This is a genomic window from Nonomuraea sp. NPDC052129, assembly GCF_040680095.1.
Taxonomy (GTDB): domain Bacteria; phylum Actinomycetota; class Actinomycetes; order Streptosporangiales; family Streptosporangiaceae; genus Nonomuraea.
Window position 1 is genome coordinate 107,085 of sequence record NZ_JBFAVX010000030.1, and the last position, 23,631, is coordinate 130,715.

At 69.6% G+C, this 23,631-nt stretch carries 21 protein-coding genes; 15 read left to right on the forward strand and 6 right to left on the reverse strand.

Features of this window, described 5'->3' with window-relative positions:
• Nucleotides 1–39 precede the first annotated feature (39 nt).
• The gene (locus AB0L53_RS44070; protein ID WP_364008004.1) at nt 40–1,395 is read left to right on the forward strand and encodes an NB-ARC domain-containing protein; all 1,356 of its coding nucleotides are present in this window, start codon (nt 40–42) and stop codon (nt 1,393–1,395) included.
• Here the strand turns inward: AB0L53_RS44070 and AB0L53_RS44075 are convergent, their stop codons facing one another.
• A complete protein-coding gene (locus tag AB0L53_RS44075; protein WP_364008007.1) occupies nt 1,396–2,817 on the reverse strand; it encodes a hypothetical protein in 1,422 nt (473 codons plus the stop codon).
• A gap of 141 nt (nt 2,818–2,958) precedes the next feature.
• Here AB0L53_RS44075 and AB0L53_RS44080 point away from each other — a divergent pair, with 141 nt between their 5' ends.
• On the forward strand, nt 2,959–3,273 hold the full coding sequence (locus tag AB0L53_RS44080; RefSeq protein ID WP_364008010.1) for a sensory rhodopsin transducer: 315 nt from the start codon (nt 2,959–2,961) through the stop codon (nt 3,271–3,273).
• Between the two features lie 14 nt (nt 3,274–3,287).
• Here AB0L53_RS44080 and AB0L53_RS44085 read toward each other — a convergent pair whose 3' ends face one another.
• Nucleotides 3,288–3,998 (reverse strand): helix-turn-helix domain-containing protein, encoded by a 711-nt coding sequence (locus AB0L53_RS44085; RefSeq protein ID WP_364008013.1) that lies wholly within the window; start codon nt 3,996–3,998, stop codon nt 3,288–3,290.
• A gap of 234 nt (nt 3,999–4,232) precedes the next feature.
• On the opposite strand from AB0L53_RS44085, the gene AB0L53_RS44090 reads away from it, so the two are divergent.
• The 3 genes from AB0L53_RS44090 to AB0L53_RS44100 are packed head-to-tail and all read left to right on the forward strand — an operon-like array spanning nt 4,233 to nt 7,611.
• Entirely contained in the window at nt 4,233–5,057 is an 825-nt protein-coding gene (locus tag AB0L53_RS44090; protein WP_364008016.1) for an oxidoreductase, read from the forward strand.
• A 38-nt stretch (nt 5,058–5,095) separates the two neighbouring features.
• A complete protein-coding gene (locus AB0L53_RS44095) occupies nt 5,096–5,989 on the forward strand; it encodes an ABC transporter ATP-binding protein (protein WP_364008019.1) in 894 nt (297 codons plus the stop codon).
• Entirely contained in the window at nt 5,986–7,611 is a 1,626-nt protein-coding gene (locus AB0L53_RS44100; protein WP_364008021.1) for a hypothetical protein, read from the forward strand. Before AB0L53_RS44095 ends, AB0L53_RS44100 begins: the two co-directional genes overlap by 4 nt.
• Nucleotides 7,612–7,731: 120 nt before the next feature.
• Here AB0L53_RS44100 and AB0L53_RS44105 read toward each other — a convergent pair whose 3' ends face one another.
• The 3 genes from AB0L53_RS44105 to AB0L53_RS44115 are packed head-to-tail and all read right to left on the reverse strand — an operon-like array spanning nt 7,732 to nt 11,012.
• Entirely contained in the window at nt 7,732–9,108 is a 1,377-nt protein-coding gene (locus tag AB0L53_RS44105) for a sugar ABC transporter substrate-binding protein (protein WP_364008024.1), read from the reverse strand.
• 54 nt (nt 9,109–9,162) lie between these two features.
• On the reverse strand, nt 9,163–10,083 hold the full coding sequence (locus tag AB0L53_RS44110) for a carbohydrate ABC transporter permease (protein WP_364008027.1): 921 nt from the start codon (nt 10,081–10,083) through the stop codon (nt 9,163–9,165).
• On the reverse strand, nt 10,080–11,012 hold the full coding sequence (locus tag AB0L53_RS44115) for a sugar ABC transporter permease (RefSeq protein WP_364008030.1): 933 nt from the start codon (nt 11,010–11,012) through the stop codon (nt 10,080–10,082). Before AB0L53_RS44115 ends, AB0L53_RS44110 begins: the two co-directional genes overlap by 4 nt.
• A 410-nt stretch (nt 11,013–11,422) precedes the next feature.
• Between AB0L53_RS44115 and AB0L53_RS44120 the strand changes: the two genes are divergently transcribed.
• Both AB0L53_RS44120 and AB0L53_RS44125 read left to right on the forward strand, forming a co-directional pair.
• Nucleotides 11,423–12,412 carry a LacI family DNA-binding transcriptional regulator gene (locus AB0L53_RS44120; RefSeq protein ID WP_364008033.1) on the forward strand — a complete coding sequence of 330 codons (990 nt, stop codon included), beginning with the start codon at nt 11,423–11,425 and terminating at the stop codon, nt 12,410–12,412.
• 163 nt (nt 12,413–12,575) lie between these two features.
• The gene (locus AB0L53_RS44125) at nt 12,576–14,663 is read left to right on the forward strand and encodes a beta-galactosidase (RefSeq protein ID WP_364008036.1); all 2,088 of its coding nucleotides are present in this window, start codon (nt 12,576–12,578) and stop codon (nt 14,661–14,663) included.
• Between the two features lie 8 nt (nt 14,664–14,671).
• On the opposite strand, the gene AB0L53_RS44130 is transcribed toward AB0L53_RS44125, so the two are convergent.
• On the reverse strand, nt 14,672–15,457 hold the full coding sequence (locus AB0L53_RS44130) for an IclR family transcriptional regulator (RefSeq protein ID WP_364008039.1): 786 nt from the start codon (nt 15,455–15,457) through the stop codon (nt 14,672–14,674).
• A 93-nt stretch (nt 15,458–15,550) separates the two neighbouring features.
• Between AB0L53_RS44130 and AB0L53_RS44135 the strand changes: the two genes are divergently transcribed.
• The 8 genes from AB0L53_RS44135 to AB0L53_RS44170 all read left to right on the forward strand — a co-directional run bounded on the left by AB0L53_RS44135 (nt 15,551) and on the right by AB0L53_RS44170 (nt 23,585).
• Nucleotides 15,551–16,483, forward strand: a complete 933-nt coding sequence (locus AB0L53_RS44135; RefSeq protein ID WP_364008042.1) for a 5-dehydro-4-deoxyglucarate dehydratase — start codon at nt 15,551–15,553, stop codon at nt 16,481–16,483.
• A gap of 45 nt (nt 16,484–16,528) precedes the next feature.
• Nucleotides 16,529–18,091, forward strand: coding sequence for an ABC transporter substrate-binding protein (locus AB0L53_RS44140; RefSeq protein WP_364008045.1), 1,563 nt, complete (start codon nt 16,529–16,531; stop codon nt 18,089–18,091).
• A gap of 11 nt (nt 18,092–18,102) precedes the next feature.
• Nucleotides 18,103–19,029: an ABC transporter permease gene (locus AB0L53_RS44145; RefSeq protein ID WP_364008048.1), complete on the forward strand. Its 927-nt coding sequence runs from the start codon at nt 18,103–18,105 to the stop codon at nt 19,027–19,029.
• Nucleotides 19,026–19,955, forward strand: coding sequence for an ABC transporter permease (locus AB0L53_RS44150; protein ID WP_364008051.1), 930 nt, complete (start codon nt 19,026–19,028; stop codon nt 19,953–19,955). The genes AB0L53_RS44145 and AB0L53_RS44150 overlap by 4 nt, the downstream gene beginning before the upstream one ends.
• The gene (locus AB0L53_RS44155) at nt 19,952–20,956 is read left to right on the forward strand and encodes an ABC transporter ATP-binding protein (protein ID WP_364008054.1); all 1,005 of its coding nucleotides are present in this window, start codon (nt 19,952–19,954) and stop codon (nt 20,954–20,956) included. The genes AB0L53_RS44150 and AB0L53_RS44155 overlap by 4 nt, the downstream gene beginning before the upstream one ends.
• Nucleotides 20,949–21,965, forward strand: coding sequence for an oligopeptide/dipeptide ABC transporter ATP-binding protein (locus tag AB0L53_RS44160; protein ID WP_364008057.1), 1,017 nt, complete (start codon nt 20,949–20,951; stop codon nt 21,963–21,965). Before AB0L53_RS44155 ends, AB0L53_RS44160 begins: the two co-directional genes overlap by 8 nt.
• Before the next feature lie 93 nt (nt 21,966–22,058).
• Entirely contained in the window at nt 22,059–22,640 is a 582-nt protein-coding gene (locus tag AB0L53_RS44165) for a carboxymuconolactone decarboxylase family protein (protein WP_364008060.1), read from the forward strand.
• Nucleotides 22,641–22,790: 150 nt separating this feature from the next.
• Nucleotides 22,791–23,585: a maleylpyruvate isomerase family mycothiol-dependent enzyme gene (locus AB0L53_RS44170; RefSeq protein WP_364008063.1), complete on the forward strand. Its 795-nt coding sequence runs from the start codon at nt 22,791–22,793 to the stop codon at nt 23,583–23,585.
• Nucleotides 23,586–23,631 lie beyond the last annotated feature (46 nt).

Genomic DNA, 23,631 nt, shown 5'->3' on the forward strand with positions numbered 1-23,631 from the left:
GAGAAAACGGGGCGGCTCCCTGGATAGGAGCACAAATCGATGAACGGCAATCACGTTCGGTTGACCACTTCCCTACCGACGGAAGTCATACGGTGTCCCGAGGCCGAGTTGTCTTTGGGGGCGCTGCTGCGCCGATGGCGGGGGCGGGCGTTGCTGACCCAGGAGCAACTGGCCCAACGTACCGGCCTCAACGTTCGGACCGTCCGCCGGTTGGAGCACAACGTGCTTCAGCAGCCGCGCATCACCTCGATCCTGCTGCTGGCGGAGGCGCTGGAGCTGGACAGCGAGGAGCGCGCGATGCTCGCCATCGTCGCTCGCGGCCCGTCGGCTTCCCCTGAACGCGTTGATCCGGAAGAGACCTGCCCAGCGCCGGCAGCGGTGACCATTCCGCGAGAGCTACCGGCCGATGTTGCGGCGTTTGTTGGCCGAAAGCATGAATTGACGGCTTTGTCGGATTATCAGAATGCGAACACCGCGACGGTCATCGCCATTGACGGCATGGCCGGCGTCGGAAAGACGGCGCTGGCCGTTCATGCCGCCCACCTGCTCAGCTCTCGGTTTCCCGACGGCCAGCTGTTCGTGAACCTCCACGGACATACCCGGGAAATGACACCCGTCGATCCGCGTGACGCGCTCGCCCGCATGCTCCGCGCACTTGGCATCCCTGATGACCGCATACCTGGGCATATCGATGACCGCGCGGCGCTGTATCGCAGTGTCGTGGCCGACCGCGAAGTCCTGATCGTGCTGGACAACGCCGCCGACGAGGACCAGGTCCGCCCGCTGCTGCCCGCCGGACCGGGCTGCCTGCTGATCGTCACAAGCCGCCGCAGGCTGATCGGCCTGGACGACACGCGAACCTGGTCGTTGGACGTCCTGCCGCTGGAGGAGGCGGTCGCCCTGTTCACCCGCATGGTCGGGCGGGAGCATGTCGCGGACGCGCCGGCGGGCGTGCTGACAGAGACCGTGGAGCGGTGTGGGCGGCTCCCGCTCGCCATCCGCATCGCCGCCGTCCGGCTGCGGGCACGTCCGACGTGGAGCGTGCGGCATCTGCTCGACCGGTTGAACGACGATCGGCTGTCCGAGCTGACAACCGGGCGCCACAGCGTCACCGCCGCCCTGGATCTGTCCTATCAGCGACTCTCGGAGGATCAGCGATGCGTGTACCGGGTGCTGGGGTCACAGGCCGGTACCGAGTTCGGGGTCGACGAGGCCGCGGCCGTGCAGCACACGACAGTGGTGCGGGCGAGGCGGCAGCTGGACCAGCTGCTGGACGTCCACCTCTTGCAGGAGCCCGCACCCTGCCGGTACCGCTTCCATGATCTGGTGCGCGACCACGTCTCGGCCCTGCTTCGCCGAACGCCGTGTGAGGCCGCGCGGGCCAATTCCGCTTGACTACTCGACGGCGCCCGAGCGGGTGAGGAGGTCCTGGTACCAGCTGTCGTACGGGTGGTTGGACGCCGGATAGTTGGCCAGTGGGTCGGTGGCGTCGTCTTCGGAGTCGAAGTCCCAGCCGCGCACGAGCCGTCCCGCCTGCCGGGCCGCGGTGATGAACGAGGACTCGCCGGCCGACGCCGCGTAGAACAGCGCGCCCTGCTGGAGCTCCGCGCTGTCGCCCTTCTGGAACTCGTCGAAGGCGGTCTGCTGGTAGCGGATGCGCTCGCCGGCGACCCTGTCGGTGTCCAGGCGCAGGGTCTGGGCCGGGGTCGGGCCGTCGGCGCCGGTCCACACGTGCACGCGCGACGAGCCGCTGGTCGAGGTGGTCGCGTCGTAGCGGGCGTCGGAGGTCTTGGCGTTGCCGCTCCAGGAGACCGTCGCCGCGGCGGCGTCGAGCACGCCGTCCCAGTCCCAGTTCTGGCTGTTGCTCTGGCTGCGGTGGATCTCGCGTAGCTGGGTGCCCGCCGCGTCGGTGAACCTGACCGTCGGCAGGACGCCGTTGTCGTACTGGTGGCTGGCCGACCAGGTGATCTCGCCGCCGGCGTCGAGGCGGCCGACGCGGTACCAGAGGGTGGTCGCGGTCTGGGACTGGTGGACCTCGACCAGGTCGCCGTTGTCGTTCAGCGCGACGGACGGGGTGACGCCGTTGTCGTACTTGCCGTGGCGTAACCAGGTCACGCGGCCGTCGGCGCCGTACGTGCCGCTCCAGTACCAGAGCGCGCCCGCGCCCGAGTCGTGCACCTCGACGACCTGGCCGCGACCGTTGATCGCGACGGCCGGGTGGTAGCCGACGTCGCGTTTGTACTGGGCGCGGGTCGTGCCGTCGCCGGAGATCACGGGGAGCACCCGGCCGCGCAGCGTGTCCACCGACGGCGGGCTCGCCGGGTAGTCCTTGGCCCAGAACAGCCGCGAGCCGAAGACGGAGGTGAGCTCCTGGTTGAGCGCGGCCAGGTTGCCGGCGGCGTACGAGGTGTTGTCGGTCAGGTCGTCTTTGATGTCGAGCGCGACGACGATCGGTGCGGCGGTGGGATGCTGGGCGGACCAGGTGTTGATCACGCCGAGCCAGTCGCGCAGGAGGTTCGAGGCGGGGTTTCCGTTGTGGTCGACCTGGTTGCCGGGAGAGTCATGGCCGACGGAGTAGTCGTGCGAGGTGGCGTAACCGTTGTCGTGGATGTCGAGTTCGAGGAAGCGAATGCCGTGGTCGAGTTGGTAGGCGATCGAGTTCTTGGCGCCGCTGACGTTGCCCGAGTAGCTGTTGTGCGTGGCACGGAAGATCGCCGAGGGTAACGGCACATCCGCGGCCGCTTCGGCGTTTCCGCTGATCAGCAATGCGGAAGTGGCGACGGCGAGCGCGGAGAGAACGGCTTTTGAAGGGGCCATTCCCCGATCTTCACACCGCCGATGATCCCCGACAATACGCTCGCGGATGCTCGCTGGACTCATTCACCGGCTCTTAATCCGATATATCCGCTCTTGTCGGGGTAGCTGGACGAATGTCGCAGGAGAGGACAGGAGTCGCAAATGAGCACCTTGGTGGGAAACTGGAAGATGGCGATCGCCGACGGGTGCGTCAGGGGCGACCGGCTCTGCCTGTTCAACGTCAGCCCCAAGAACGCCCACGTCGAGCTCACGTTCTGCGCGACGGGCGAGGAGCCGCTCGGCCCCTACCGCGCGACGGTGCCCGCGCAGCGCACCAGCGACCTGAGCCTGGAAGACCTGGCGGCTTCCGATGCCCTGTCCCCCGGCACTCCCTACGCGGTCGCGGTCGTCTCGGACATGCCGGTGATCGTGCAACTCACCCATGCGCACCCCGGCGTACGCCGATCGGCCGCCTGACCTCCCATGGCGGTTCAGTCCTTGACGTCCCCGGCGCCGGAGAAGATCTGCCGGTAATGTTCGGCTGCCTGGTTCATGTCGTTGCTGAGGACTTGGAAGAACCGGCTTGCCATCAGGAGCCGGGAGCCGGCCGGAGTCTGGACGCCGAGAACGTCGACGCCCTCCTGGACGGTGTCGGCCCACAGCGTCATCGACCGGATGCCCACCAACCAGGCCCGATACCAGACGTCAACGTCGATGCTGTACCGGTCACGCCGGTTGTCACGCTCGCGTTTGACCAGCCCCACCTCCTCAAGCCAGCCGATCCCCTTGGAGATCGACGCGGGGCTGACCCGAAGCCGCTCGACCAGGTCGACGACGGTCATGTCGCCGCTGTCGCTGGTGAACAGGCAGACCATCACCTTGGCCGCCATCGGCGGGATCCCTGACATCGCCCCGGCGAGTTTCCGCTCGAATTCCTGTACGGCCTGAGGGTCACGCCCGCTGATATCCGCGGTGGCCGGCGTACTCAGCGGCGAGTGCGGCCGGCGGTGGGCACGCCGTCCGGTCGCCTGCTGGGCCCGAGCCGCACGGTAGCCGTGCGGGCCACCGTTGCGGGCTATCTCGCGGCCGATGGTCGACCTCGGTCGTCCCAGGCGACGGGCGATCTCCGCATAGGTGAGTCCTTCCACCAGCCCCTCAGCGATCTTGCGACGGTCCTCGTACGTGAGGTGGCCTCCTGGCATGCGCCCTCCCGGCACTTCCTTGTCGATGGGCGGCGGACCGCACGCCCAAGTATGCGTCCGGTTCTCATTGATTGCGACACACAGCAGGGAGTTGTTGCATTTGCCAGCACCGTCATTTCGCCAATTGCACCCTCCTGACCTGCGATAACGACATTCGCAACTTGCCGAATCCACAAACGCATCCGTAGCTTTCCTTATACGTGAACGATGACCGTTCACGTGGAGGGAATCGACATGGCTGCCAAAGTATGCCTCGTAACCGGCGCCTCATCCGGCATCGGCCACACCACCGCACTCGAACTCCTACGGAGCGGCCACATCGTGTACGGCGGCGCGCGTCGGGTGCACCAGATGGAGGCGATCCGCGAAGCGGGCGGTCACGCCCTGCCGATGGACGTGACCAAGGAAGAGGACCTCCAGCGGGTCGTCCGTACCGTCCTGGATGCGCACGAGCGGATCGACGTCCTGGTCAACAACGCGGGAGCCGTCGTCCACGGCGCGGTCGAGGACACGCCGATGGCGATGGCGCGAGACGAGTTCGAGGTCAACGTGTTCGGGCCGGCCCGGCTGACCCAGCTCGTCCTCCCGCACATGCGCGCGCGGGGCTCGGGCACGATCGTCAACGTCTCCTCGATCGGCGGCGAGATCGCCCTTCCGCTCGGCGCCTGGTACTACGCCTCCAAGCACGCCCTGGAGGCCTTCTCCGACACCCTGCGCATGGAGGTCGGACAGTTCGGCATCGACGTCGTCGTCGTCCAGCCGGGCATCATCAAGACCGACTTCGAGGCCGGGACCGCGCGGCAACTGCGGGAGATCTCCGGGGCCGGCGCCTACCGGGATATGGCCGAGGCCATGGCACAGGCGGCCGAGCCGCAGGCAGGCGTGGACAGCCCGGCCTCGGACCCCGAGGTGGTCGCGACGACGATCCGGCAGGCCGTCGAGTCGGCCCGGCCGGAGACCCGCTACGTCGTGGGCTGGCAGGCCGAGGCACTCCTCAACCTCAACAGGTCCCTCTCCGACCGCGAATTCGACGCGACGGTGACCGGCCGGCTCGCCTGACACCCGTATTCAACAAGATCCGCCATCGGAGAAACCTCATGGATTCTGCTATCGCCATTTCCGGGCTCGTCAAGGCCTACGGGCCGACACGCGCCCTCAACGAACTCGACCTCACCGTGGCCGCCGGAGAGGTGCACGGCTTTCTCGGCCCGAACGGGGCGGGAAAGAGCACCACCATCCGCATCCTGCTGGGCATGATACGAGCCACCTCCGGTAGCGCCAGGCTGCTGGGCGGCGACCCCTGGGCCGACGCCGTCGCGCTACACCGGCGGCTGGCGTACGTACCGGGCGATGTGGAGCTGTGGCCCAACCTCACCGGAGGCGAGGCCATCGACGTGCTCGGCCGGCTGCGTGGCGGGCTCGACAACGAGCGCCGGAACGGGTTGATCGAGCGGTTCGAGCTCGATCCGAAGAAGAAGACCCGGACCTACTCCAAGGGCAACCGCCAGAAGGTCGCCCTCGTCGCCGCCCTCGCCGCCGACGTGGAGCTGCTGATCCTCGACGAGCCCACGAGCGGGCTGGACCCGCTGATGGAGGCGGTCTTCCAGCAGGTCGTCGCCGAGGCCAAGACCGCCGGCCGGACCATCCTGCTGTCCAGTCACATCCTGGCCCAGGTCGAAACCCTCGCCGACCGGATCACCATCATCCGCGACGGAAGGGCGGTGGAGTCGGGGACGCTGGCGCAGATGCGGCACCTGACCCGGACGACGGTCGTGGTCGAGACCGCCACCAGGGTGACCGGCCTCGACCGGCTGCCCGGGGTGCACAACGTGAAGACCGAGGGCAGGAGCGTGCGGTTCGGCGTGGACGCCGAACATCTCGACGCCGCCATCCGGCACCTCACCACATTCGGCATCGACTCGCTGGTCAGCCACCCGCCGACGCTCGAGGAGCTCATGCTCCGGCACTACGCGCACAAGGAGGCGGCATGACCACCACGGTTTCCCCTGCGCACAGCCGTACCGGATCGAGACCGGCGAGCAGCCACCTGACCGGCACCGGCGCCATGGTAAGGCTGGCGCTGCGCCGCGACCGGATCAAGCTCACCATCTGGCTGGTCGCCATCACGGCCCTCGTCCCACGCTTCTACTACGCCGCCGTCGACGCGGTCGTCCCGACGCCCGAAGCCTTGGCCGAAGCGTCGCAGATGATCCGCGCCTCCTTCATGAGGGTGCTCGGCGGGCCCCTGTTCGGCGAGGTCACCACGCAGAGCTACTTCCTCGCCGCCTACTGGGTCGAGTTCCTGCTGGCCGCCGCGATCATGAACATGATGCTCATGACCCGGCACACCCGGGCGGAGGAGCAGACGGGCCGGGCCGAGCTCATCCGGGCGGCCGTCGTGGGCCGGCACGCCCAGCTCACCGCCGCGCTGGTCGTCGCCGTGATCAGCAATGCCGTGCTCGCGGCCCTCACCACCGCCGCGACGATCGGCATCGGGTTCCCCGTCGGCAGCGCCCTGCTGTTCGGCGCCTCCCTCGCCGCGACCGGGCTGCTGTTCGCCGGGGTCACCGCGGTCACCGCCCAGGTCACCGAGTATCCCCGAGGCGCCAACGGGCTGGCGGGCATCGTCCTCTTCACGGCGTGGCTGCTGCGCGGCGCTGGGGCGCTGCAGAGCCAGGAGGGCGGTCCGCTGTTCTGGCTGTCCCCGATCGGCTGGTCACAGCAGACCCGGGTGCTGGCCGACGAGCGCTGGTGGCCGCTCGGCCTCTCGGTTCTCCTCGCCGGGCTCCTGGTCGCGGGCGCCTACTCCCTGTCGAGCCGCAGGGACCTCGGCGCCTCCTTGATGGCCCCGCGTCCCGGCCGCGCCTCGGCGCCTTCCTGGCTGCGCACGCCGTTCACGCTCGCTCTGCGGCTCCAGCAGGGGGCCATCGTGGGGTGGGGAGCCGCGTTCCTCGCCATCGGTCTCGTCCTGGGCGCCATGACCGGGGGAATGGAGCAGACCAATCTCCCCATCTTCTCCGCCGACGCGGACTTCGGGCGAGCCTGGATCAGCCTCATGGTGTTCACCGGGTCCCTCTACACCGGCGTCTTCGCGGTCCTGTCGGTCCTCCGGCTCCGGTCGGAGGAGGTGCGCGGGCGTATCGCCCCCGTGCTGGCCGGGCCGACCGGCAGATCGACGTGGTACTGGTCGTCCCTGCTGGTCACCGCGCTCGCCGCGGTCGTCCTGCCGGTGGTGTACGGCGCCGCGCTCGGCATCGGCGCCGCCCTGTCGACCGGCGAGGCCGGCCTCGTGGGAGAGGTCACCTGGGCGAGCCTCATCCGCGCCCCCGAGGTGCTGGTGCTGCTCGCCATCCCCGCCGCGCTGCTCGGGCTCGCCCCACGGGCCGTGAACGCGGCCTGGGCGGTGCTCGTCTACAGCGGGTTCATGCAGGTATTGGGGTCCTACATGAACCTGCCGGAGTGGCTGGTGAACACGTCGGTGCTGTCCCACCTGCCCTGGCACCCGCTGGGGTCCTTCGCCCCGGTGGCCACGGTGGTGCTGACCGCGCTCGCCGCGGTGCTCGCGATCCTCGGCCTGTACGGCCTGCGCCGCCGCGATCTCGCCTCGGGCTAGGGGTGCCGGCGGCACCGATGCCGCAGGGTGCCGACGGCACCTTTGTCCCGTCAGTGACGGCCCGGTGGAGTGCGTTCCACCGGGCCGCCGGTCGTGGTCGTGGTCGTAGCCGTGCCGAGGTCAGCCGCCGCTGGTGAGAGTGAAGCCCTGCTCGGTGCCAAAGGCGGAGATGCGGTCCTGCCAGGTCTTCAGCGCGGCGGACAGGTCACCGCCGCTGTCGATGGCCTGGCCCACGGTGTCCTTGAAGATGCTGTTGGCGTACACCTGGAACGGGAGATACTGCCAGCCGGGTCGGACGGCGGCCGAGGCGTCGCTCAGGACCTGGTTGATCTTCTGGCCGCCGAAGAACTCCTGCGGCGCGTCACGGAAGGCCGGGTCGTCGAGCAGCACCTTCGTGGCGGGGAACAGTCCGGCCTCGGTGTTGAGCGACTTGACGGCCTCCGGGTCGGAGTTGAGCCACTGCGCGAAGGCGACGGCGGCCGGGATGTTCTTGCTCTGCGGGATGACCGCCACCGAGGAGCCGCCGTTCTCGGCGTTCATCGGCTTGGCCACGTCGTACTGCGGCATCGGCGCGACCGCCCACTTGCCCTTCGTCTTGGGGATGGAGTTGATGATGCCGTTCGGGGCCCAGGCGCCGGTCAGCCAGACGGCGTACTTGCCGGAGCCCATGCCCTTCCACCACTCGTCGGTCCAGCCGGGCTGCGGGTCGACCAGCTTCTCGCCGAGCAGCGTGCTCATCGTGCCGACCCACTGCTTGACGCCTGGGTCGGAGTCGAGCTTGACGCTGACCGAGCTCTCGCCCGAGGTCTTGAACGGCGCGCCGCCCGCCTGCCAGATCAGGCTGTCCACCCCGCCGGCGTCACCGGGGTCGATGGAGGTGATGAACGAGCCGGAGTCGGCGGCCTTGATCTTCTTGGCCGCGTCGACGAACTCCGCCCAGGTGGCCGGCGGCTTGATCTTCAGCTTGTCGAAGATGTCCTTGCGATAGAACATCGCCATGGGGCCGGTGTCCTGCGGGACGCCGTAGACGCCGCCGTTGATCGCTACCTGGCCCCACGCCGAGTCGGCGAACTTGTCCTTCAGCGAGGCGGCGCCATAGTCGGCCAGGTTGACGACCTGCTTGGCGAGGGCGAACTGCGGCAGCGCGAAGTACTCGATCTGCGCCACGTCTGGCGCGCCGGAGCCAGCCTTGATCGCGGTCTGCAGCTTGGTGTACTGGTCGGCGGACTGCCCCGCGTTCACCACGTTGACCTTGATGTTCGGATATTTCGTGGTGAAGCGGGCGACGGTCTTCTCGATCCCCGTGACCCACGTCCAGAACGTCAGCTCGGCGGGCTTGGACAGCGCGTCCTGCACGGCCGCCGTTGCGCTGGGGGCGGCGGCGGACGGGGCGGCGGCACTCCCACCGGAGCCGCCGCCGCACGCGGCAAGTGCCAGAGACAGGGCCGCGGCGATCCCGGCGGGGATGACACCGCGCCGCGATGGAAGGGTTTTCATGGCGTTTCCTTATCCACGGGTGGTTTTTTCATCCACGGGGGGTCTTGTCGGGAATCACTGCTTGACGCTTCCGGTAGCGAGGCCCGACTGCCAGAACCGCTGGAGCCCCAGGAAAGCGATGATCAACGGCACGATCGACAGCAGGCTGCCGGTCAGGATGAGCGTGTAGGTGGCGTCACCGGCACCGGAGGTGCCGCTGTTGGCCTGGGCGTTCCACTGGTTGAGGCCGACCGTGAGCGGGAACCAGTCCGGCGTGTTCAGCACGATCAGCGGCAGGAAATAGTTGTTCCACGTCGCGACCAGCGCGAAGAGCAGGACCGTGACGAAGCCCGGAGCGAGCAGCCGCAGCGCGATGGTGCGGAAGATCCTGAACTCGCCCGCCCCGTCGATGCGGGCCGACTCCAGGATCGAGTCGGGCACCGCGTCGGCCGCGTAGACCCGCATCAAGTAGAGGCCGAACGGGCTGCACAGCGCCGGGATGAGCACCGCCCACGGGGTGTCGACGATCCCGACCCGGCTGAACAGCAGGTACGTCGGCACCGCGAGGGCCGTTCCCGGAATGGAGATGCCGCCCAGCACCACCGCGAACAGCAGCTTGCGGCCCGGGAACTCGTACTTCGCCAGCGCGTAACCGCCGAGGGTGGCCAGCAGGGCGGCACCGCCCGCGCCCACCACGGAGTAGAGCACGGTGTTGCCGAACCAGCGCACGAAGATGCCGTTGTTGTAGCTCAGGGTCTCGCCGATGTTGGCGAACAGGTGGAAGTCCCCGCCGAACCAGAGCCCGAAGGTCGAGAACAGGTCCCCGCCGTTCTTGCTGGCGTTGGCCAGCAGCCAGAACAGCGGCAGCACCGCGTACGCGAACATCACCAGCATGATCACCGTGAGGCTGGGGCTCTTCCCCCGGCGCCGCGCCTTGGTGGATCGGTGCGCGGCCTGCCCGCCCGTGGTGCGGTTCGCCTCGGCGACGGCCGTCACAGCGTCTTCTCCCTTCTCGCCGTGATGATCTGCACCGCGTACGCCACGACGATGGTGACGACGCCGAGCAGCACGGCGACGGTGGCCGAGTAGTTGATCTGCTGGCCGTTGAAGGCGAGGTTGTAGGCGTACATGTTGGGCGTGTAGCTCGTCCCGATCACCGCGGGCGAGAGCTTCTGGAGGATGTTCGGTTCGTTGAAGAGCTGGAAGCTGCCGATGATCGAGAAGATCGTCGCCACGAGCAGCGCGGGGCGCAGGGCGGGCAGCTTGATGCTCCAGGCGATGCGGATGGCGCCCGCTCCGTCCATCTCGGCCGCCTCATAGAGCTCGGTCGGTACGGACCGCAGCGCGGCGTACAGGATGATCATGTTGTAGCCGACGAACTCCCAGGTCACCATGTTGCCGATGGAGGAGAGCATCCAGGAGCGCGAGAGCAGGTCGGGGACCGCGACGCCGACGGCCTTGCCGATCTGGCCGACCAGGCCGAACTGATCTCCGTACATGTAGCCCCACATGAGGGCCGACACCACGGCCGGCACCGCGTACGGCATGAAGATCGTGATGCGGAACAGCGACGGCCAGCGCAGCCTGCCGCTGTCAATGGCCAGCGCGCAGCCCAGGGCGATGAGCAGCATGACGGGCACCTGCACGACCAGGAAGAGCGCGACGCGGAGCAGGCCGGCGCCGAACAGCGCGTCGCCGATGGCGCGGGTGTAGTTGGCCACGCCGGCGAAGACCGTGCCGCCGATCATGCGTTCCTGGAAGAAGCTGAGATAGATCGCGTACGCCAGCGGCGCGACCACCGCGACCAGGAAGACCACGAAGAACGGCAGGAAGAAGGCGTAGCCGGCGACGCGCAGGCGCAGGACCGGCCGGGCAAGACCGCCGGGCGCGGTCACCGGCCCGGCGAGGCCGGCGGGCGCGGTCATCCCGTGCTCCTGCCGTGGGATGTTCGCGCTGCCACGAAGACTGGCACTGAACTCTCCTTGTCGGGGCATGGCGATCCATGGACCGCCCCATTACCTGCGCCACCGTGGAGCGCTCGGCACAGCGGCGCAGCGACTCCGTGTTTACGTGAACATGGCGAAGATGTCCCGTAGTCTCCATTCGCCGCCAGAACATGTCAATAGGTAACCCAAAGTTAACACAGATGCCGGATTTATCACTGTTTGTGACTACTTGTCGGCTAGAGCAGTCCCCCATTGACGGATGGGTCATGTTCACGTAAACATCGTGCGAGAGTTTGCACGACAGCAAGCCCATCGGATGACCAGAGGTGCCAGTGGACGGGGCGACCCAGAAAACCGCGGCGGGACGGCGCTCGCCCAGGCGGCCGTCCATGGCCGACGTCGCCGCGATGGCCGGGGTCTCCAGCCAGACGGTCTCCCGGGTGGTCAACAACCGCAGCAACGTGGAGGAAGAGACCCGCCAGCGCGTCCTGTCGGCCATGCGCGTCCTTGGCTACCGGCCCAACACCGCCGCCCGCGCCCTGGTCACCGGCCAGTTCCGCACCCTGGGCCTGATCAGCTTCGGGCTCGGCAGCTTCGGCAACGCCCGTACGGTCGACGCCGTCACCAAGGCGGCGCAGCGCGCCGGCTACACCGTGAACATGATCGCCGTCGAGTCGCAGACCGAGCGGGCCGTGCACGAGGCGTTCGACCAGCTGACGGTGCAGGCGGTCGACGGCATCGTGGTCATCGAGGCGCAGATCCTCGACACCCCGGCGCTGCGCCTGCCGCCGGACGTGCCGGTCGTGATGGCCGACGGCGACGTCAGCCTCCGCCACCCGATGGTCGACACCGACCAGGCCCTCGGCGCCCGGCTCGTCACCCGTCACCTGCTCGGCCTCGGTCACGAGACGGTCTGGCACGTCGCCGGGCCCGAGGACTCCTATGCCGCGCGGCGCCGGGCGGAGTCCTGGCACGCGACGCTCAAGGAAGCGGACGCGACGGTGCCCCAGATGCTGTTCGGCGACTGGAGCGCGGCCAGCGGCTACGAGGCCGGCCGCGTCCTGGCCCGGCGGCCCGGCGTGACGGCCGTCTTCGCCGGCAACGACCAGATGGCCCTCGGCGTGATGCGCGCGATGATCCAGGCGGGACGTCGCATCCCTGAGGACGTGAGCATCGTCGGTTTCGACGACATCGAGGAGTCGGCCTACCTCTCCCCCTCGCTCACCACCGTCCGGCAGGACTTCGACGTGGTGGCCGAGCGGATCGTGTCGCTCATGATCGACCAGATCGAGACCGGTACGGCTCCCGCCGCCACCGCCTTCGTCGCCCCTCAGCTGATCGTCAGGGAGAGCACCGGCGCACCGCCACCGACCGCCTGATCCGACCAACCCCAGCACGCCCCACACCGACGAAAGTCCCACCACCGCAGCACGCCCACAGCGAAGAAACGTCCCCGCCGAAGAACATCCCACCCGCCGCAGCACGCCCCGCCGAAGAAGGGAGGAGCGGCGGTCCTCGCCCGCCGAGGCCGCCGCGCCGACGATGAACGCCGTACCTCACGATGTCAGGCCGGGCTCCGGGACCACCGGCGCCCCGTCCCCGGGCGACCGGTTCTGGCGCCGGCTCGGCGGCGTGGCCTTCGGCGGCGACTACAACCCCGAGCAGTGGCCGGCCGAGACCAGGGCGGAGGACCTGCGCCTCATGGCCGAGGCCCGGGTCAACCTCGTCACCGTCGGGGTGTTCGGCTGGGCGCGTGTGGAGCCCGCGCGCGGAGCGTACGACTTCTCCCTGTTCGACCAGGTCCTGGATGACCTGCACAAGCACGGGATCACCGTCGACCTCGCCACGATGACGGCGTCCCCGCCGCCCTGGCTCGTACACGAGCACCCGGAGATCCTGCCGGTCACCGCGGACGGGACCGTGCTGGGCCCCGGCGGGCGGCAGCACTTCTGTCCCTCCAGCCCGGTCTACCGGGAACGGGCGGCGCTCCTGGTGGAGCGGCTGGCCACGCACTACCGCGACCATCCGGCACTCGGGCTGTGGCACGTCGGCAACGAGTACGGCTGCCACATCGCCGCCTGCTACTGCGAGGTGTCGGCGGCCGATTTCCGCCGCTGGCTGCGCGAGCGCTACGGCGACGACCTGGAGGCGCTGAACGACGCCTGGTCGACGGACTTCTGGTCGCAGCGGTACGCCTCCTTCGACCACGTCCAGCCACCTCGCGCGGCTCCGACGTACCCCAATCCGGGCCAGCAGCTCGACTACACGCGCTTCGCCAACGAGGCGCTGCGCGACTGCTTCGACCTGGAGGCGGGCATCCTGCGGCGGGTCACTCCCGAGGTGCCGATCACCACGAACTTCCTGGGCGGCCTGAAGGCCGTGGACGTCTTCGACTGGGCGCCGCGGCTGGACGTCGTGGCGGTCGACTCCTACCCCGACCCCCACGACGAGCGACCGCATCTGGCCCCTGGCCTGGTGTACGACACGATGCGCGGCGCCGGGGGCGGGCAGCCGTGGATCCTGATGGAGCAGGCGCCGAGCGCGGTCAACTGGCGGGGCAGGAACGCGATCAAGCAGCCCGGCCAGATGCGGCTGTGGAGCTGGCAGGCCGTCGCGCAGGGCGCCGACGCGATCCTGTACTTCCAGTGGCGGCAGTCACGTGGCGGCGCCGAGAAGTTCCACTCGGGCATGGTGCCGCACGCGGGGGCCGACAGCAGGGTCTTCCGTGAGATCGCGGCGCTCGGCCGGGAGCTGGCCTCGGTGCCCGACCTGCCCGGCACGCGGGTCCGCAACCAGGTGGCGATCCTGCTCGACTGGAACAGCTGGTGGGCGCTCGAACTCGACTCCCACCCCTCGGACGGCCTACGGCAGGAGGAGCGCCTGCTGGACCATTACGGCCCCCTGTTCGACCTCGGGGTCGGCGTGGACGTGGTGCCGCCCTCGGCCGAGCTGACCGGCTACGCGCTCGTCGTGGTGCCGAACCTGTACCTCCTGTCGAGCGCGGACGCACAACGCGTCTCGTCGTACGTGTCCGGCGGCGGCGCGCTGGCCGTCTCCTTCTTCAGCGGGATCGTGGACGAGCATGACCGGGTCCACCTGGGCGGCTACCCCGCGCCGCTGCGCGAGGTCCTCGGGGTCCGGGTCGAGGAGTTCTGCCCGGCGGCCGAGCACGAGCGGTTCCCCGTACGCGGCCACGGGGTGCTTTCGCACCTCGAAGGGGTCGCCGACCTGTGGCGGGAGGACCTGCACCTGGCCGGCGCCGAGCCCGAGCTCGTCTTCGACTCCGCCGACTGGGCCGGTCGCCCGGCCGTGACGAGGAACGAGTTCGGCGCGGGGATCGCCCGCTATCTCTCGACCCGGCTCGACGCGGTCACCATGCGGGCGGTCCTCGGCCGGGCACTCGCCGAAGCGGGCGTGACCCCGGTCGTCGAGGGGCTGCCCGCAGGGGTTCAGGCGAGCGTCCGCGCCGGAGCCGGCCGCCGCTTCCTGATCCTGCTGAACCACACCGGCGACAAGCACGACATCGCCCTCGGCGGCGAGTGGACCGACGCCCTGGCTCCGTCGGACGAGGGCGTCGGCACGGTCACCCTGCCGCCTTCGGGCGTCGCCGTACTCCGTGCGGTGGATTAGACGTCCCTTCAGCGGATGATGCGGGCCCGTGCCCGGAGCAGTGCGGCCACGACCGCCTCCTCGCGTTCGGGATCGAGGCGGACGAGGGGGATGGAGCAGCTGAGCGCCTCGTTCGGGACGCGTCCCAGGTCCAGGGAGACGGCGAAGCAGCGCAGCCCGAGGGTCGATTCCTGCTCGTCGACGGCGTGGCCACGGCGCCGGATCTCCTCGAGTTCGGCGCGCAGTGCCACCCGGTCGGTGAAGGTGTGGACGGTACGGGGCTCCAGGGTCTCCGGCAGGAGTTCGTCGACCTCGTCCCAGGGGCGCCCGGCGAGGATCGCCTTGCCGAGACCGGTGGCCCAGCACGGCAGGCGCCGGCCGGGGCGGGTGACGACGGCCAGGGAGTGCTTGGAGATGTTGGTAGCCAGGTAGACGATCTCCACGCCGTCGAGACGGGCCAGGTGGACGGTCTCGCCGAGCTCGTCGTTCAGCTCGTTCATCACCGGACGGGCCCGCTGGACGAGGTCGTCCCGCTCGATGTACGACATCCCGGCCCGCAGCGCGCGGATGCCGAGCCGGTAGCGGCCGCCACCGTCGGTCTCCACCCAGCCCGTGCTCACCAGCGTGGTGAGCAGCGCGTAGCCGCTGGCCCGCGGCAGACCCAGCGCGGTGGTCAGCTCGCGCAGTGAGCACGTCTTCGTGGCGGAGCTGAGGTGTTCGAGCACCGCGATGGTCCGCTCGGCCGATTTGACGCTGCGGACACCTCCCCCGGTCTCGGCGGATTGAGGTAACGAGTCCGGGGCGTATTGCGTCATCGACCACCTCTTGACGTTTGGTGAAACACCCACTTAATGTCTCGGCTACAAATATAGATGCTGTCTCCATATGTAGACAAGAGGTTGCTGTTGATGTCCCCCGCAGTCACGCGAGTCGCCGCTTCCCTCTCAGGCTTGCTCGCCTTCCCCGTCACACCGTTCACGGAGTCGGGGGATGTGGATCTGTCCGGGCTCAAGGCTCATCTCACCGACGTGCTCGCCGCGCGGCCCAGCGCGATCTTCGTCGCCTGCGGGACCGGGGAGATGGCGTCGTTGACGGCCACGGAGCACCAGGCGGTGGTCAAGGCCGCCGTGGAGCACGTCGCGGGAACGGTCCCGGTGCTCGCCGGGGTCGGCGGCGGCACGCGGACGGCCGCTGAGTTCGCCCGCGCTGCGCAGGCCGCCGGGGCCGACGCCCTGCTGGCGCTCCCGCCGTACCTTCAGGTCGGGCCGCCGGCCGGGCTCGTGGCGCACTACCGGGAGGTGGCCGCCGCCACGGATCTGGACGTGATCCTCTACCAGCGCGGTACGGCGCTGTTCTCCCCGGAGGCGGTGGCCGAGCTCGCCGAGGTGGACAACATCGTCGCGCTGAAGGACGGGCACGGCGACATGGAGCTGCTCCAGCTCATCCAGACCGCCACCGGCGGACGGCTGCCCCTGCTGAACGGCATGCCGACGGCCGAGATCTTCGCCCGCTCCTACGTCGGACTCGGCGCCCGCGCCTACTCCTCGGCGGTGCTGGCCTTCCTTCCGGAGGTCGCCGTCGCGTTCTTCCAGGCGTTCGAGAAGGGCGACGACGCGACCCAGGACCTCCTGCTGCGCGAGTTCTACGCCCCGCTCGCCGCACTGCGCAACACGACGCCCGGCTACGCCGTCTCTCTCGTCAAGGCCGGGCTGGACATCCGCGGCCGCTCCGCCGGGCCCGTCCGCTCGCCACTGGCGCAGGTCACCCCGGAGCACCGCGAGCAACTCGCCCGCATCATCGACCGCGGCCTCTCCGCCCTCAGCGCGGCACCTGTCGCATAGCACGTGGCCTGCCCGGCACCAGGAGCAGGCGATTTCGGAGGAATCATGATCAACCCCCCCAGCCGCCGTCAGGCGGCCTCTGCCCTCTTGGCGCTGGGCACCCTGCTGTCAGCCGGCGCCTGCTCGGTCGCGAACAGCGGCCCGGAGCCGTCATCCGGCGGCGGCGCGGCGGCGAGCACCGTCCGCATCGTGCTGCCCGAGGAGCCACCCACGCTGGAGCCGTGCGACGCCTCCCTCACCGCGACCGGACGCGTCACCCGAGCCAACATCACCGAGGCTCTGACGGAGCGTGACCCGAGCTCCGGTCAGCTCCAGCCGGCGCTGTCAACGGAGTGGAAGCAGGACTCGCCCACCGAGTGGACCTTCACCCTGCGCAAGGGCGTGAAGTTCCACGACGGCACCGCGTTCGACGCCAAGGCGGCCGCCTTCTCCATCGAGCGCACGCTCGGCTCCAAGGTCGACTGCAACGTCAACGGGTACGTCTTCGGCGGCATCAAGCTCACGGTGACGGCCGCGGACGACGTGACCCTCAAGGTGAAGACGGCCAAGCCGGACCCGATCCTCCCGCTGCGGTTGTCCTTCGTCGAGATCGTGCCGACCACCACGAACGCCACCGGCAAGGTCCGGGAGCCCGTCGGCACCGGCCCGTACAAGATCGCCAAGTGGGACGCCGGCCGCAGCCTGCGTCTGGAGCGCTTCCCCGGATACTGGGGCAAGGCACCGGACTTCGCCGCGGCCGAGTACGTCTGGCGTGGTGAGGGCAGCATCCGCGCGGCCATGATCAAGAGCGACGAGGCGGACATCGCCGTCGGCCTCGCCCCTGAGGACGGCGCCGGCGACTCGGCCGTGCAGTTCCCCAACAACGAGACCTCCTACCTGCGCATCGACGCCGCCAAGCCGCCGCTCAACGACGTTCGCGTGCGCCAGGCGATCAACTACGCCATCGACAAGGACGGGCTCGTCGCCTCGGTCTTCGCCGGGCTCGGCAAGCCGGCGGGCCAGCTCGTTCCCGAAGGCGTGACCGGTCACAGCCCGGCCATCCAGCCCTGGCCGTACGACATGGCGCAGGCCAAGAAGCTGATCGCGGAGGCCAAGGCGGCCGGCGTCGCCACGGACACCCCCATCACGATCATCGGCCGGAACGGGATCTACCCCAAGGCCGCCGAGGCGATGGAGGTCGTGCAGAACTCGCTCACCGAGGCCGGGCTCTCGGTGAAGATCCAGATGCTCGACGTGAACGCCTGGCTGGAGTACCTGCTGCGCCCGTTCCCCAAGGACGCCGGCCCCACCCTGCTGCAGGCCCAGCACGGCAACCAGGCCGGTGACGCGGCCTTCACCATGGGCCAGATCTACGGCAGCAAGGGCGCGCAGAGCAGCTTCGGCACCCCCGAACTGGACGACCTCATCAGCGCCGGTGAGCAGGCCTCGGGCGAGGAGCGCCAGACGGCGTTCGCCAAGGCGCTGGACTACCAGAACAAGGACGTCGTACGCGACGCCGTCCTGGCGCACATGACCGGCATCCTCGCCCTGTCGAAGAAGGTCACCTACAAGCCCAACGCCGCCACGAACGACGAGATGCGCCTCGCCGAGCTGCACCCGGCCGGCTGAAAGGAGCAGGTGTGCTGACCTTCCTGCGGCGTCGCGTCACCTCCAGTGCGATCCCGCTGGTCGTGGTGGTCCTCGGCGTGTTCTACCTGGCCCGCCTCACCGGGGACCCGGCGAACCTCTACCTGCCGCTCAGCGCCACCGCTGAGATGCGGGCGGAGTTCGCCGCCCGGCACGGGTTCGACCAGCCGCTGCTCGTCCAGTTCGGTGACTACCTGGCCCAGGTCGTCCGGCTGGACTTCGGCGAGTCGCTGCGGACCGCCGAACCCGCCGCCAACGCGGTGCTGCGGGCCTTCCCCGCGACGCTGCAGCTGGCGGGCGCCACGATGATCCTGGCGATCCTCGGCGCGGTCGTCGTCGGGAGCTGGGCGGCCTACCGCCCGAACTCCCTGGCCGACCGGGTCGCCAGCTTCACCTCGACGACCGCGGCCAGCATGCCGGACTTCTGGTTCGCCATCATGGGCGTCCTGGTCTTCTCCGTGGCGCTCGGCTGGCTGCCCACCTCGGGCACCGAGAGCATGGCGGCCTGGGTGCTGCCGGTGCTCACCCTGCTGATCCGGCCGTTCGGCGTGCTGGTGCAGGTGGTGCGCGGGGCGATGGTCACGGCGCTGTCGGCGCCGTACATCAAGGTGGCCCGGAGCAAGGGCGCGAGCGAGCTGCGGGTGGTCTTCGGCCACGCGCTGCGCAACGCCGCGCCCCCCGCGCTCACCGTGGCCGGTGACCTGGCGGTCGGGCTGGTCAACGGGGCCGTGGTCGTCGAGACCATCTTCGGCTGGCCGGGCATCGGCAAACTGATGATCACCTCGATCCTGCAGCGCGACTTCGCGGTGCTGCAGGCCGCGGTCCTGGTGACCGCGATCACCATCTTCGCGCTGAACATCGTCATCGACGCCTGTTACGCGCTCCTGGACTCCCGAGTCCGTCAGGGGGTGACGGCATGACCAGCCTCGTGGAGGCTCCTCCCGCCGCTCGGCGGATCACCTGGTGGCGGCTGCTGGCGCGGGATCGGTTCGCCTGCCTGGCGGTGGTGATCCTGGTGATCGTGGCCGTCGGCGCCATCGTGGGACCGATCCTGCTCGGCGACCTGGCCGTGAAGCAGAACCTGCGGGCGGTCAACCGGCCGCCGTTCAGCCTCGACGACGGCTTCGCGTTCGTGCTCGGCAGCGACTCGCTCGGCCGCAGCCTGCTCGCCCGGCTCATCGTGGCCAGCCGTACGACGCTCTCCGTCGCCATCCCGGCCGTGGTGATCTCTCTGGTCGTCGGGTCGGTCTGGGGTATGTGGGCGGGCTACCACCGAGGCTGGCGGGAGAACGTCTCCATGCGCGTGGCCGACGTCATCCTCAGCTTCCCCTCATTGCTGCTGGCCGTGGTCGTGCTGTACGTCTTCTCCCCCAGCGCGGGGAACATCGTCCTGGTCCTGGCCATCGCCCGCATCCCGGTCTATTTGCGGGCCGCGCGGGCGGAGTCGGCCGAGCTGCAGAGCCGGCTGTTCGTGGACGCGGCGCGGACGTTCGGCACCAAGAGCTGGGCGATCATCGGCAGGCACGTGGCACCGACCGTGCTGCCCACCCTGTTCACCGTCGCGACCCTGGACTTCTGTTTCGTGATGCTGACCGAATCGTCGCTGAGCTTCCTGGGCATCGGCATCCAGCCGCCGGACATGAGCTGGGGCCTGATGGTCGCCCAAGGGCGGCAGGTACTGCAGAGCGCCTGGTGGATCGCCGTCTTCCCCGGAGTCGCCATCGTGGTGACGACCGTCTCGGCGACCGTCCTCGCGTCCTGGGCGCGCCTGGCCATGGACCCCGGCCAGCGGTGGCGGCTCACCCTGCCCCGCTCCCGCCGCAACAACAAGGAGGTGCGCGCGTGAGCGAGTCGAACAGCACGGAGGCCGGGCGCCCGGTGCTGGAGGTGGATCGGCTGGCGGTCGACATCCGCACCCCTTCCGGGACGGTACGCGCCGTACGCGAGGTCAGCTTCTCCGTCCGCTCCGGTGAGACCTTGGCGCTCCTGGGCGAATCTGGCTGCGGCAAGAGCATGACGGCGCAGGCCATCGTCGGCCTGCTCGACCCGGTGGCGCACGTGGCGGGCGGCGCCGTACGCCTGGACGGCACGGACATCCTCACCCTGCCGCCGGCACAGCGCAGGCGGCTGGCCGGGCCCGGCCTGTCCATCGTGTTCCAGGACGCGCTCACCGCGCTGAACCCCGTACAGACGGTCGGCGCCCAGCTGGCCGAGCCGTTCAGGATCCACGAGCGTCTTTCACGCCGCGATGCGCGCAAGCGGGCCGTCGAGCTGATGGAACGGGTCGGCATCCCCGAGGCCGGCGCCCGGGTGAGCGCCTACCCGCACCAGTTCTCCGGCGGCATGCGTCAGCGGCTGCTCATCGCGCTGGCGATGGCCCTGCACCCCAAGGTGCTGCTCGCCGACGAACCCACCACCGCCCTCGACGTCACCGTGCAGGCCCAGATCATGGAGCTGCTGCGCGAGCTGCGCACCGAGCAGCAGACGGCGCTGATCCTCATCACCCACGACCTCGCGGTCGTGGCCGAGCAGGCCGACCACGTGGCCGTCATGTACGCGGGAAACATCGTCGAGACCGGCAGGGTGGCGGACGTGTTCGCCCGGCCGCGCCACCCGTACACGCGCGGGCTGCTCGACTCGGTGCCGGCCGAGGTGGCGCGCGGCGTCACCCTGAAGTCCATTCCGGGCAGCCCGCCCGACCTGCACTCGGTGCCCTCGGGCTGCGCCTTCCGCGCGCGCTGCCCGATGGCGAGCGACGTGTGCGCGGCGGAGCGTCCCGTCCTCGTCGAGGCCGGACCCGGTCGCCTGTCCGCGTGTCATCACTGGAAGGAGCTGACCGATGACTGACACATCCGCTATGGAGGCGTCCCTGCTGGACGTGGCAGGGGTGAGCAAGACCTTCCACGTCGCTCGCGGCGCCTCCGGCAGCAACCGGCTGCGCGCGCTGGACGGAGTCGATCTGCGGCTGGCCCGCGGGGAGACGCTGGGCCTGGTCGGGGAGTCCGGCTGCGGCAAGTCGACGCTCGCCCGGGTGCTGCTCATGCTGGAGCGCCCGGACCAGGGCCATGTCAGGTTCGAGGGTACGGATCCGTTCGCGCTGCGCGGCAAGGAGCTGCTGAAGTGGCGGCGCCGGGTGCAGATGGTGTTCCAGGACCCGTTCGCGTCACTGAACGCCCGGCTGTGCGCCGAGGACATCGTCGGCGAGCCCTGGCGGACGCACCGTGACCTGGTGCCGGTGAAGGAGCGCGGGAAGCGGGTGGCCGAGCTCCTGGAGATGGTGGGGCTGCGGGCGAGCGACGCCCGCCGGTATCCGCAGGAGTTCTCCGGCGGCCAGCGCCAGCGCCTGGGGATCGCCCGCGCGCTCGCCCTCGAACCGGACGTCATCGTGTGCGACGAACCGGTGTCGGCGCTCGACCTGTCGGTCCAGGCGCAGGTGCTCAACCTGCTCACCGACCTGCAGGCCCGGCTGGGCGTGTCGTACGTGTTCATCTCCCATGACCTGTCCGTCGTCCGCCACGTCGCCGACCGCGTCTCGGTCATGTACCTCGGCAAGATCGTCGAGACGGGGCCGACGAAGCAGGTGTTCGACCAGCCGCGCCATCCCTACACCGCCGCGCTCATGTCGGCGGCGCCGGTCCTCGATGTCACTCCGGGGGTTCGGCGGGAGCGGATCCTGCTGCAGGGCGAGGTGCCTTCTCCGCTCGACCCGCCGTCGGGATGCCGGTTCCGTACGCGCTGCTGGAAGGCGGAGGACGTCTGCGCCCAGGTGGTGCCACCGCTGGAACTGTACGGTGACGACCCGCCGCACTTGGCCGCGTGTCACCTCCCGCTCCAGGAGGTCGCGGAGCCCGGTTGATGAGACCGCTGCCGGGGTGAGACTCTCAGGCGCTCGGTCACCTGACGACCGCTCCTGTCCACCCCGCTAACGGCGACACAGCCGGAGGTATCGATGGCGAGATTGACCCTCATCCATCCTGACGACGCGACCGGGGACGCGGCCAAAGTACTCGCGGCCCTACCGGTCAAGCTCAACATCTTCCGCATGCTGGCGCATGCGGAGTCGTGTGTGCTCCCGCAGGTGCGGCTGGGCACGGCCATCCTCAGCAGCCTTGATCTCGGGCATCGGCGGCGCGAGCTGCTGATCCTGCTCGTCGCGCGGATCGAGGGCGGCACCTACGAATGGCGGCAACACGTGCCGATCGCCCTGGGGGTCGGCGTTCCGCAAGCGCAGATCGACGCGATCGAGCAGGCGAATCTCGCCGATAATGCCTTCGACGACGAGGCCTTCGACAACGCGGAGCGTGCGCTGCTCGCGTTCGGGAAGCAGGTGATCGAGGCCGTCCGGGTCGAGGACAGCGTGTTCACGGAGGTTCGACGACACTTCTCGGAGCGGGAGATCGTCGAGGCGATCCTGGCGATCGGCTTCTACATGACCATGGCACGGTTGACCGAGGTGACGGAGACCGATCTCGACCCGGCCTCGGGAATGACCGTGTTCGACTCCCTCCAGCCCCGGGACACATCCGCATGAGCCTCGTCGGCGCCTTCGGATCGCCGGTGGCCGGGGCGCCGACAGGCACTCGCCGCCGCGGTCCCTCGCCGGACGTATGCTTGACCCGTCAACAAAATTCGCAACGCGGCGAACCGTAGACATCTCCGCGTCCCCACCCTGGAGACGAACATGACCGATCGTGCCGACCAGATCATCGACGCGCTGCGCAGCGGCCACGATCACCTGGCCGCCCTTGTCCGCGGCCTCGCGGCCGACGACCTCACCCGGCCGTCCGGAGCGTCGGAGTGGGACGTGTCGCAGGTTCTCAGCCACCTGGGCAGCGGCGCTGAGATCACCCTGACCCGCCTGGATGCCTCGCTGAGCGGCACCGCCGGTCCTGACGGGGACTTCAACAAGTCGGTCTGGGCACGCTGGGACGCGATGTCCCCGGTCGAGCGGGCCGAGGGCTTCCTGACCGCCGACGAGGCGCTGGTCAGCCGCTACGAGGGCCTCGACGCGCAGGCGCGCGAGGAGCTGCGGATCGACCTCGGCTTCCTGCCGGTCCCCGTGGACGTGGCGACCGCGGCGGGGCTGCGGCTCAGCGAGCTCGCCCATCACTCGTGGGACGTCGAGGTCGCCTTCGACCCGGCGGCGGCCCTGGCCCCCGCCGCGGCCGAACTGCTTCTCGACCAGGTGGGCATGCTCATCCACTTCATCGGCAAGGCCGACGCCCTCGCCGGACGCCAGGTCGGCGTGGCCATCCGGACCACCTCCCCCGAGCGCTCCTTCGGGCTCGCCGTGGGTGACGCGGTCAGCCTCACCGACGAGCCGGTTCAGCCCGACGCCGTACTCAGCGCGCCGGCCGAGTGGTGGCTGCGCCTCACCACCGGCCGCCACTCCCCCGAGCACACGCCGAGCGTCGTGACCCTCACGAGCGACAGCCTCACCTTGGACGACCTGCGGCGGATCTTCCCCGGCTTCTGACCCGCCTACTGCCCCCGCTTCCGGTTACCTAGAAGCACGGCCGTCG

Excerpts from the sequence above, each read along its gene's own strand:
- AB0L53_RS44125 (WP_364008036.1), top strand. The coding sequence starts at position 12,576 with ATGAACGCCGTACCTCACGATGTCAGGCCGGGCTCCGGGACCACCGGC.
- AB0L53_RS44130 (WP_364008039.1), bottom strand. The coding sequence starts at position 15,457 with ATGACGCAATACGCCCCGGACTCGTTACCTCAATCCGCCGAGACCGGG.
- AB0L53_RS44170 (WP_364008063.1), top strand. The coding sequence starts at position 22,791 with ATGACCGATCGTGCCGACCAGATCATCGACGCGCTGCGCAGCGGCCAC.
- AB0L53_RS44135 (WP_364008042.1), top strand. The coding sequence starts at position 15,551 with ATGTCCCCCGCAGTCACGCGAGTCGCCGCTTCCCTCTCAGGCTTGCTC.
- AB0L53_RS44150 (WP_364008051.1), top strand. The coding sequence starts at position 19,026 with ATGACCAGCCTCGTGGAGGCTCCTCCCGCCGCTCGGCGGATCACCTGG.
- AB0L53_RS44080 (WP_364008010.1), top strand. The coding sequence starts at position 2,959 with ATGAGCACCTTGGTGGGAAACTGGAAGATGGCGATCGCCGACGGGTGC.
- AB0L53_RS44095 (WP_364008019.1), top strand. The coding sequence starts at position 5,096 with ATGGATTCTGCTATCGCCATTTCCGGGCTCGTCAAGGCCTACGGGCCG.
- AB0L53_RS44120 (WP_364008033.1), top strand. The coding sequence starts at position 11,423 with ATGGCCGACGTCGCCGCGATGGCCGGGGTCTCCAGCCAGACGGTCTCC.
- AB0L53_RS44070 (WP_364008004.1), top strand. The coding sequence starts at position 40 with ATGAACGGCAATCACGTTCGGTTGACCACTTCCCTACCGACGGAAGTC.
- AB0L53_RS44115 (WP_364008030.1), bottom strand. The coding sequence starts at position 11,012 with ATGACCGCGCCCGCCGGCCTCGCCGGGCCGGTGACCGCGCCCGGCGGT.
- AB0L53_RS44140 (WP_364008045.1), top strand. The coding sequence starts at position 16,529 with ATGATCAACCCCCCCAGCCGCCGTCAGGCGGCCTCTGCCCTCTTGGCG.
- AB0L53_RS44105 (WP_364008024.1), bottom strand. The coding sequence starts at position 9,108 with ATGAAAACCCTTCCATCGCGGCGCGGTGTCATCCCCGCCGGGATCGCC.
- AB0L53_RS44160 (WP_364008057.1), top strand. The coding sequence starts at position 20,949 with ATGACTGACACATCCGCTATGGAGGCGTCCCTGCTGGACGTGGCAGGG.
- AB0L53_RS44090 (WP_364008016.1), top strand. The coding sequence starts at position 4,233 with ATGGCTGCCAAAGTATGCCTCGTAACCGGCGCCTCATCCGGCATCGGC.
- AB0L53_RS44085 (WP_364008013.1), bottom strand. The coding sequence starts at position 3,998 with ATGCCAGGAGGCCACCTCACGTACGAGGACCGTCGCAAGATCGCTGAG.
- AB0L53_RS44165 (WP_364008060.1), top strand. The coding sequence starts at position 22,059 with ATGGCGAGATTGACCCTCATCCATCCTGACGACGCGACCGGGGACGCG.
- AB0L53_RS44100 (WP_364008021.1), top strand. The coding sequence starts at position 5,986 with ATGACCACCACGGTTTCCCCTGCGCACAGCCGTACCGGATCGAGACCG.
- AB0L53_RS44075 (WP_364008007.1), bottom strand. The coding sequence starts at position 2,817 with ATGGCCCCTTCAAAAGCCGTTCTCTCCGCGCTCGCCGTCGCCACTTCC.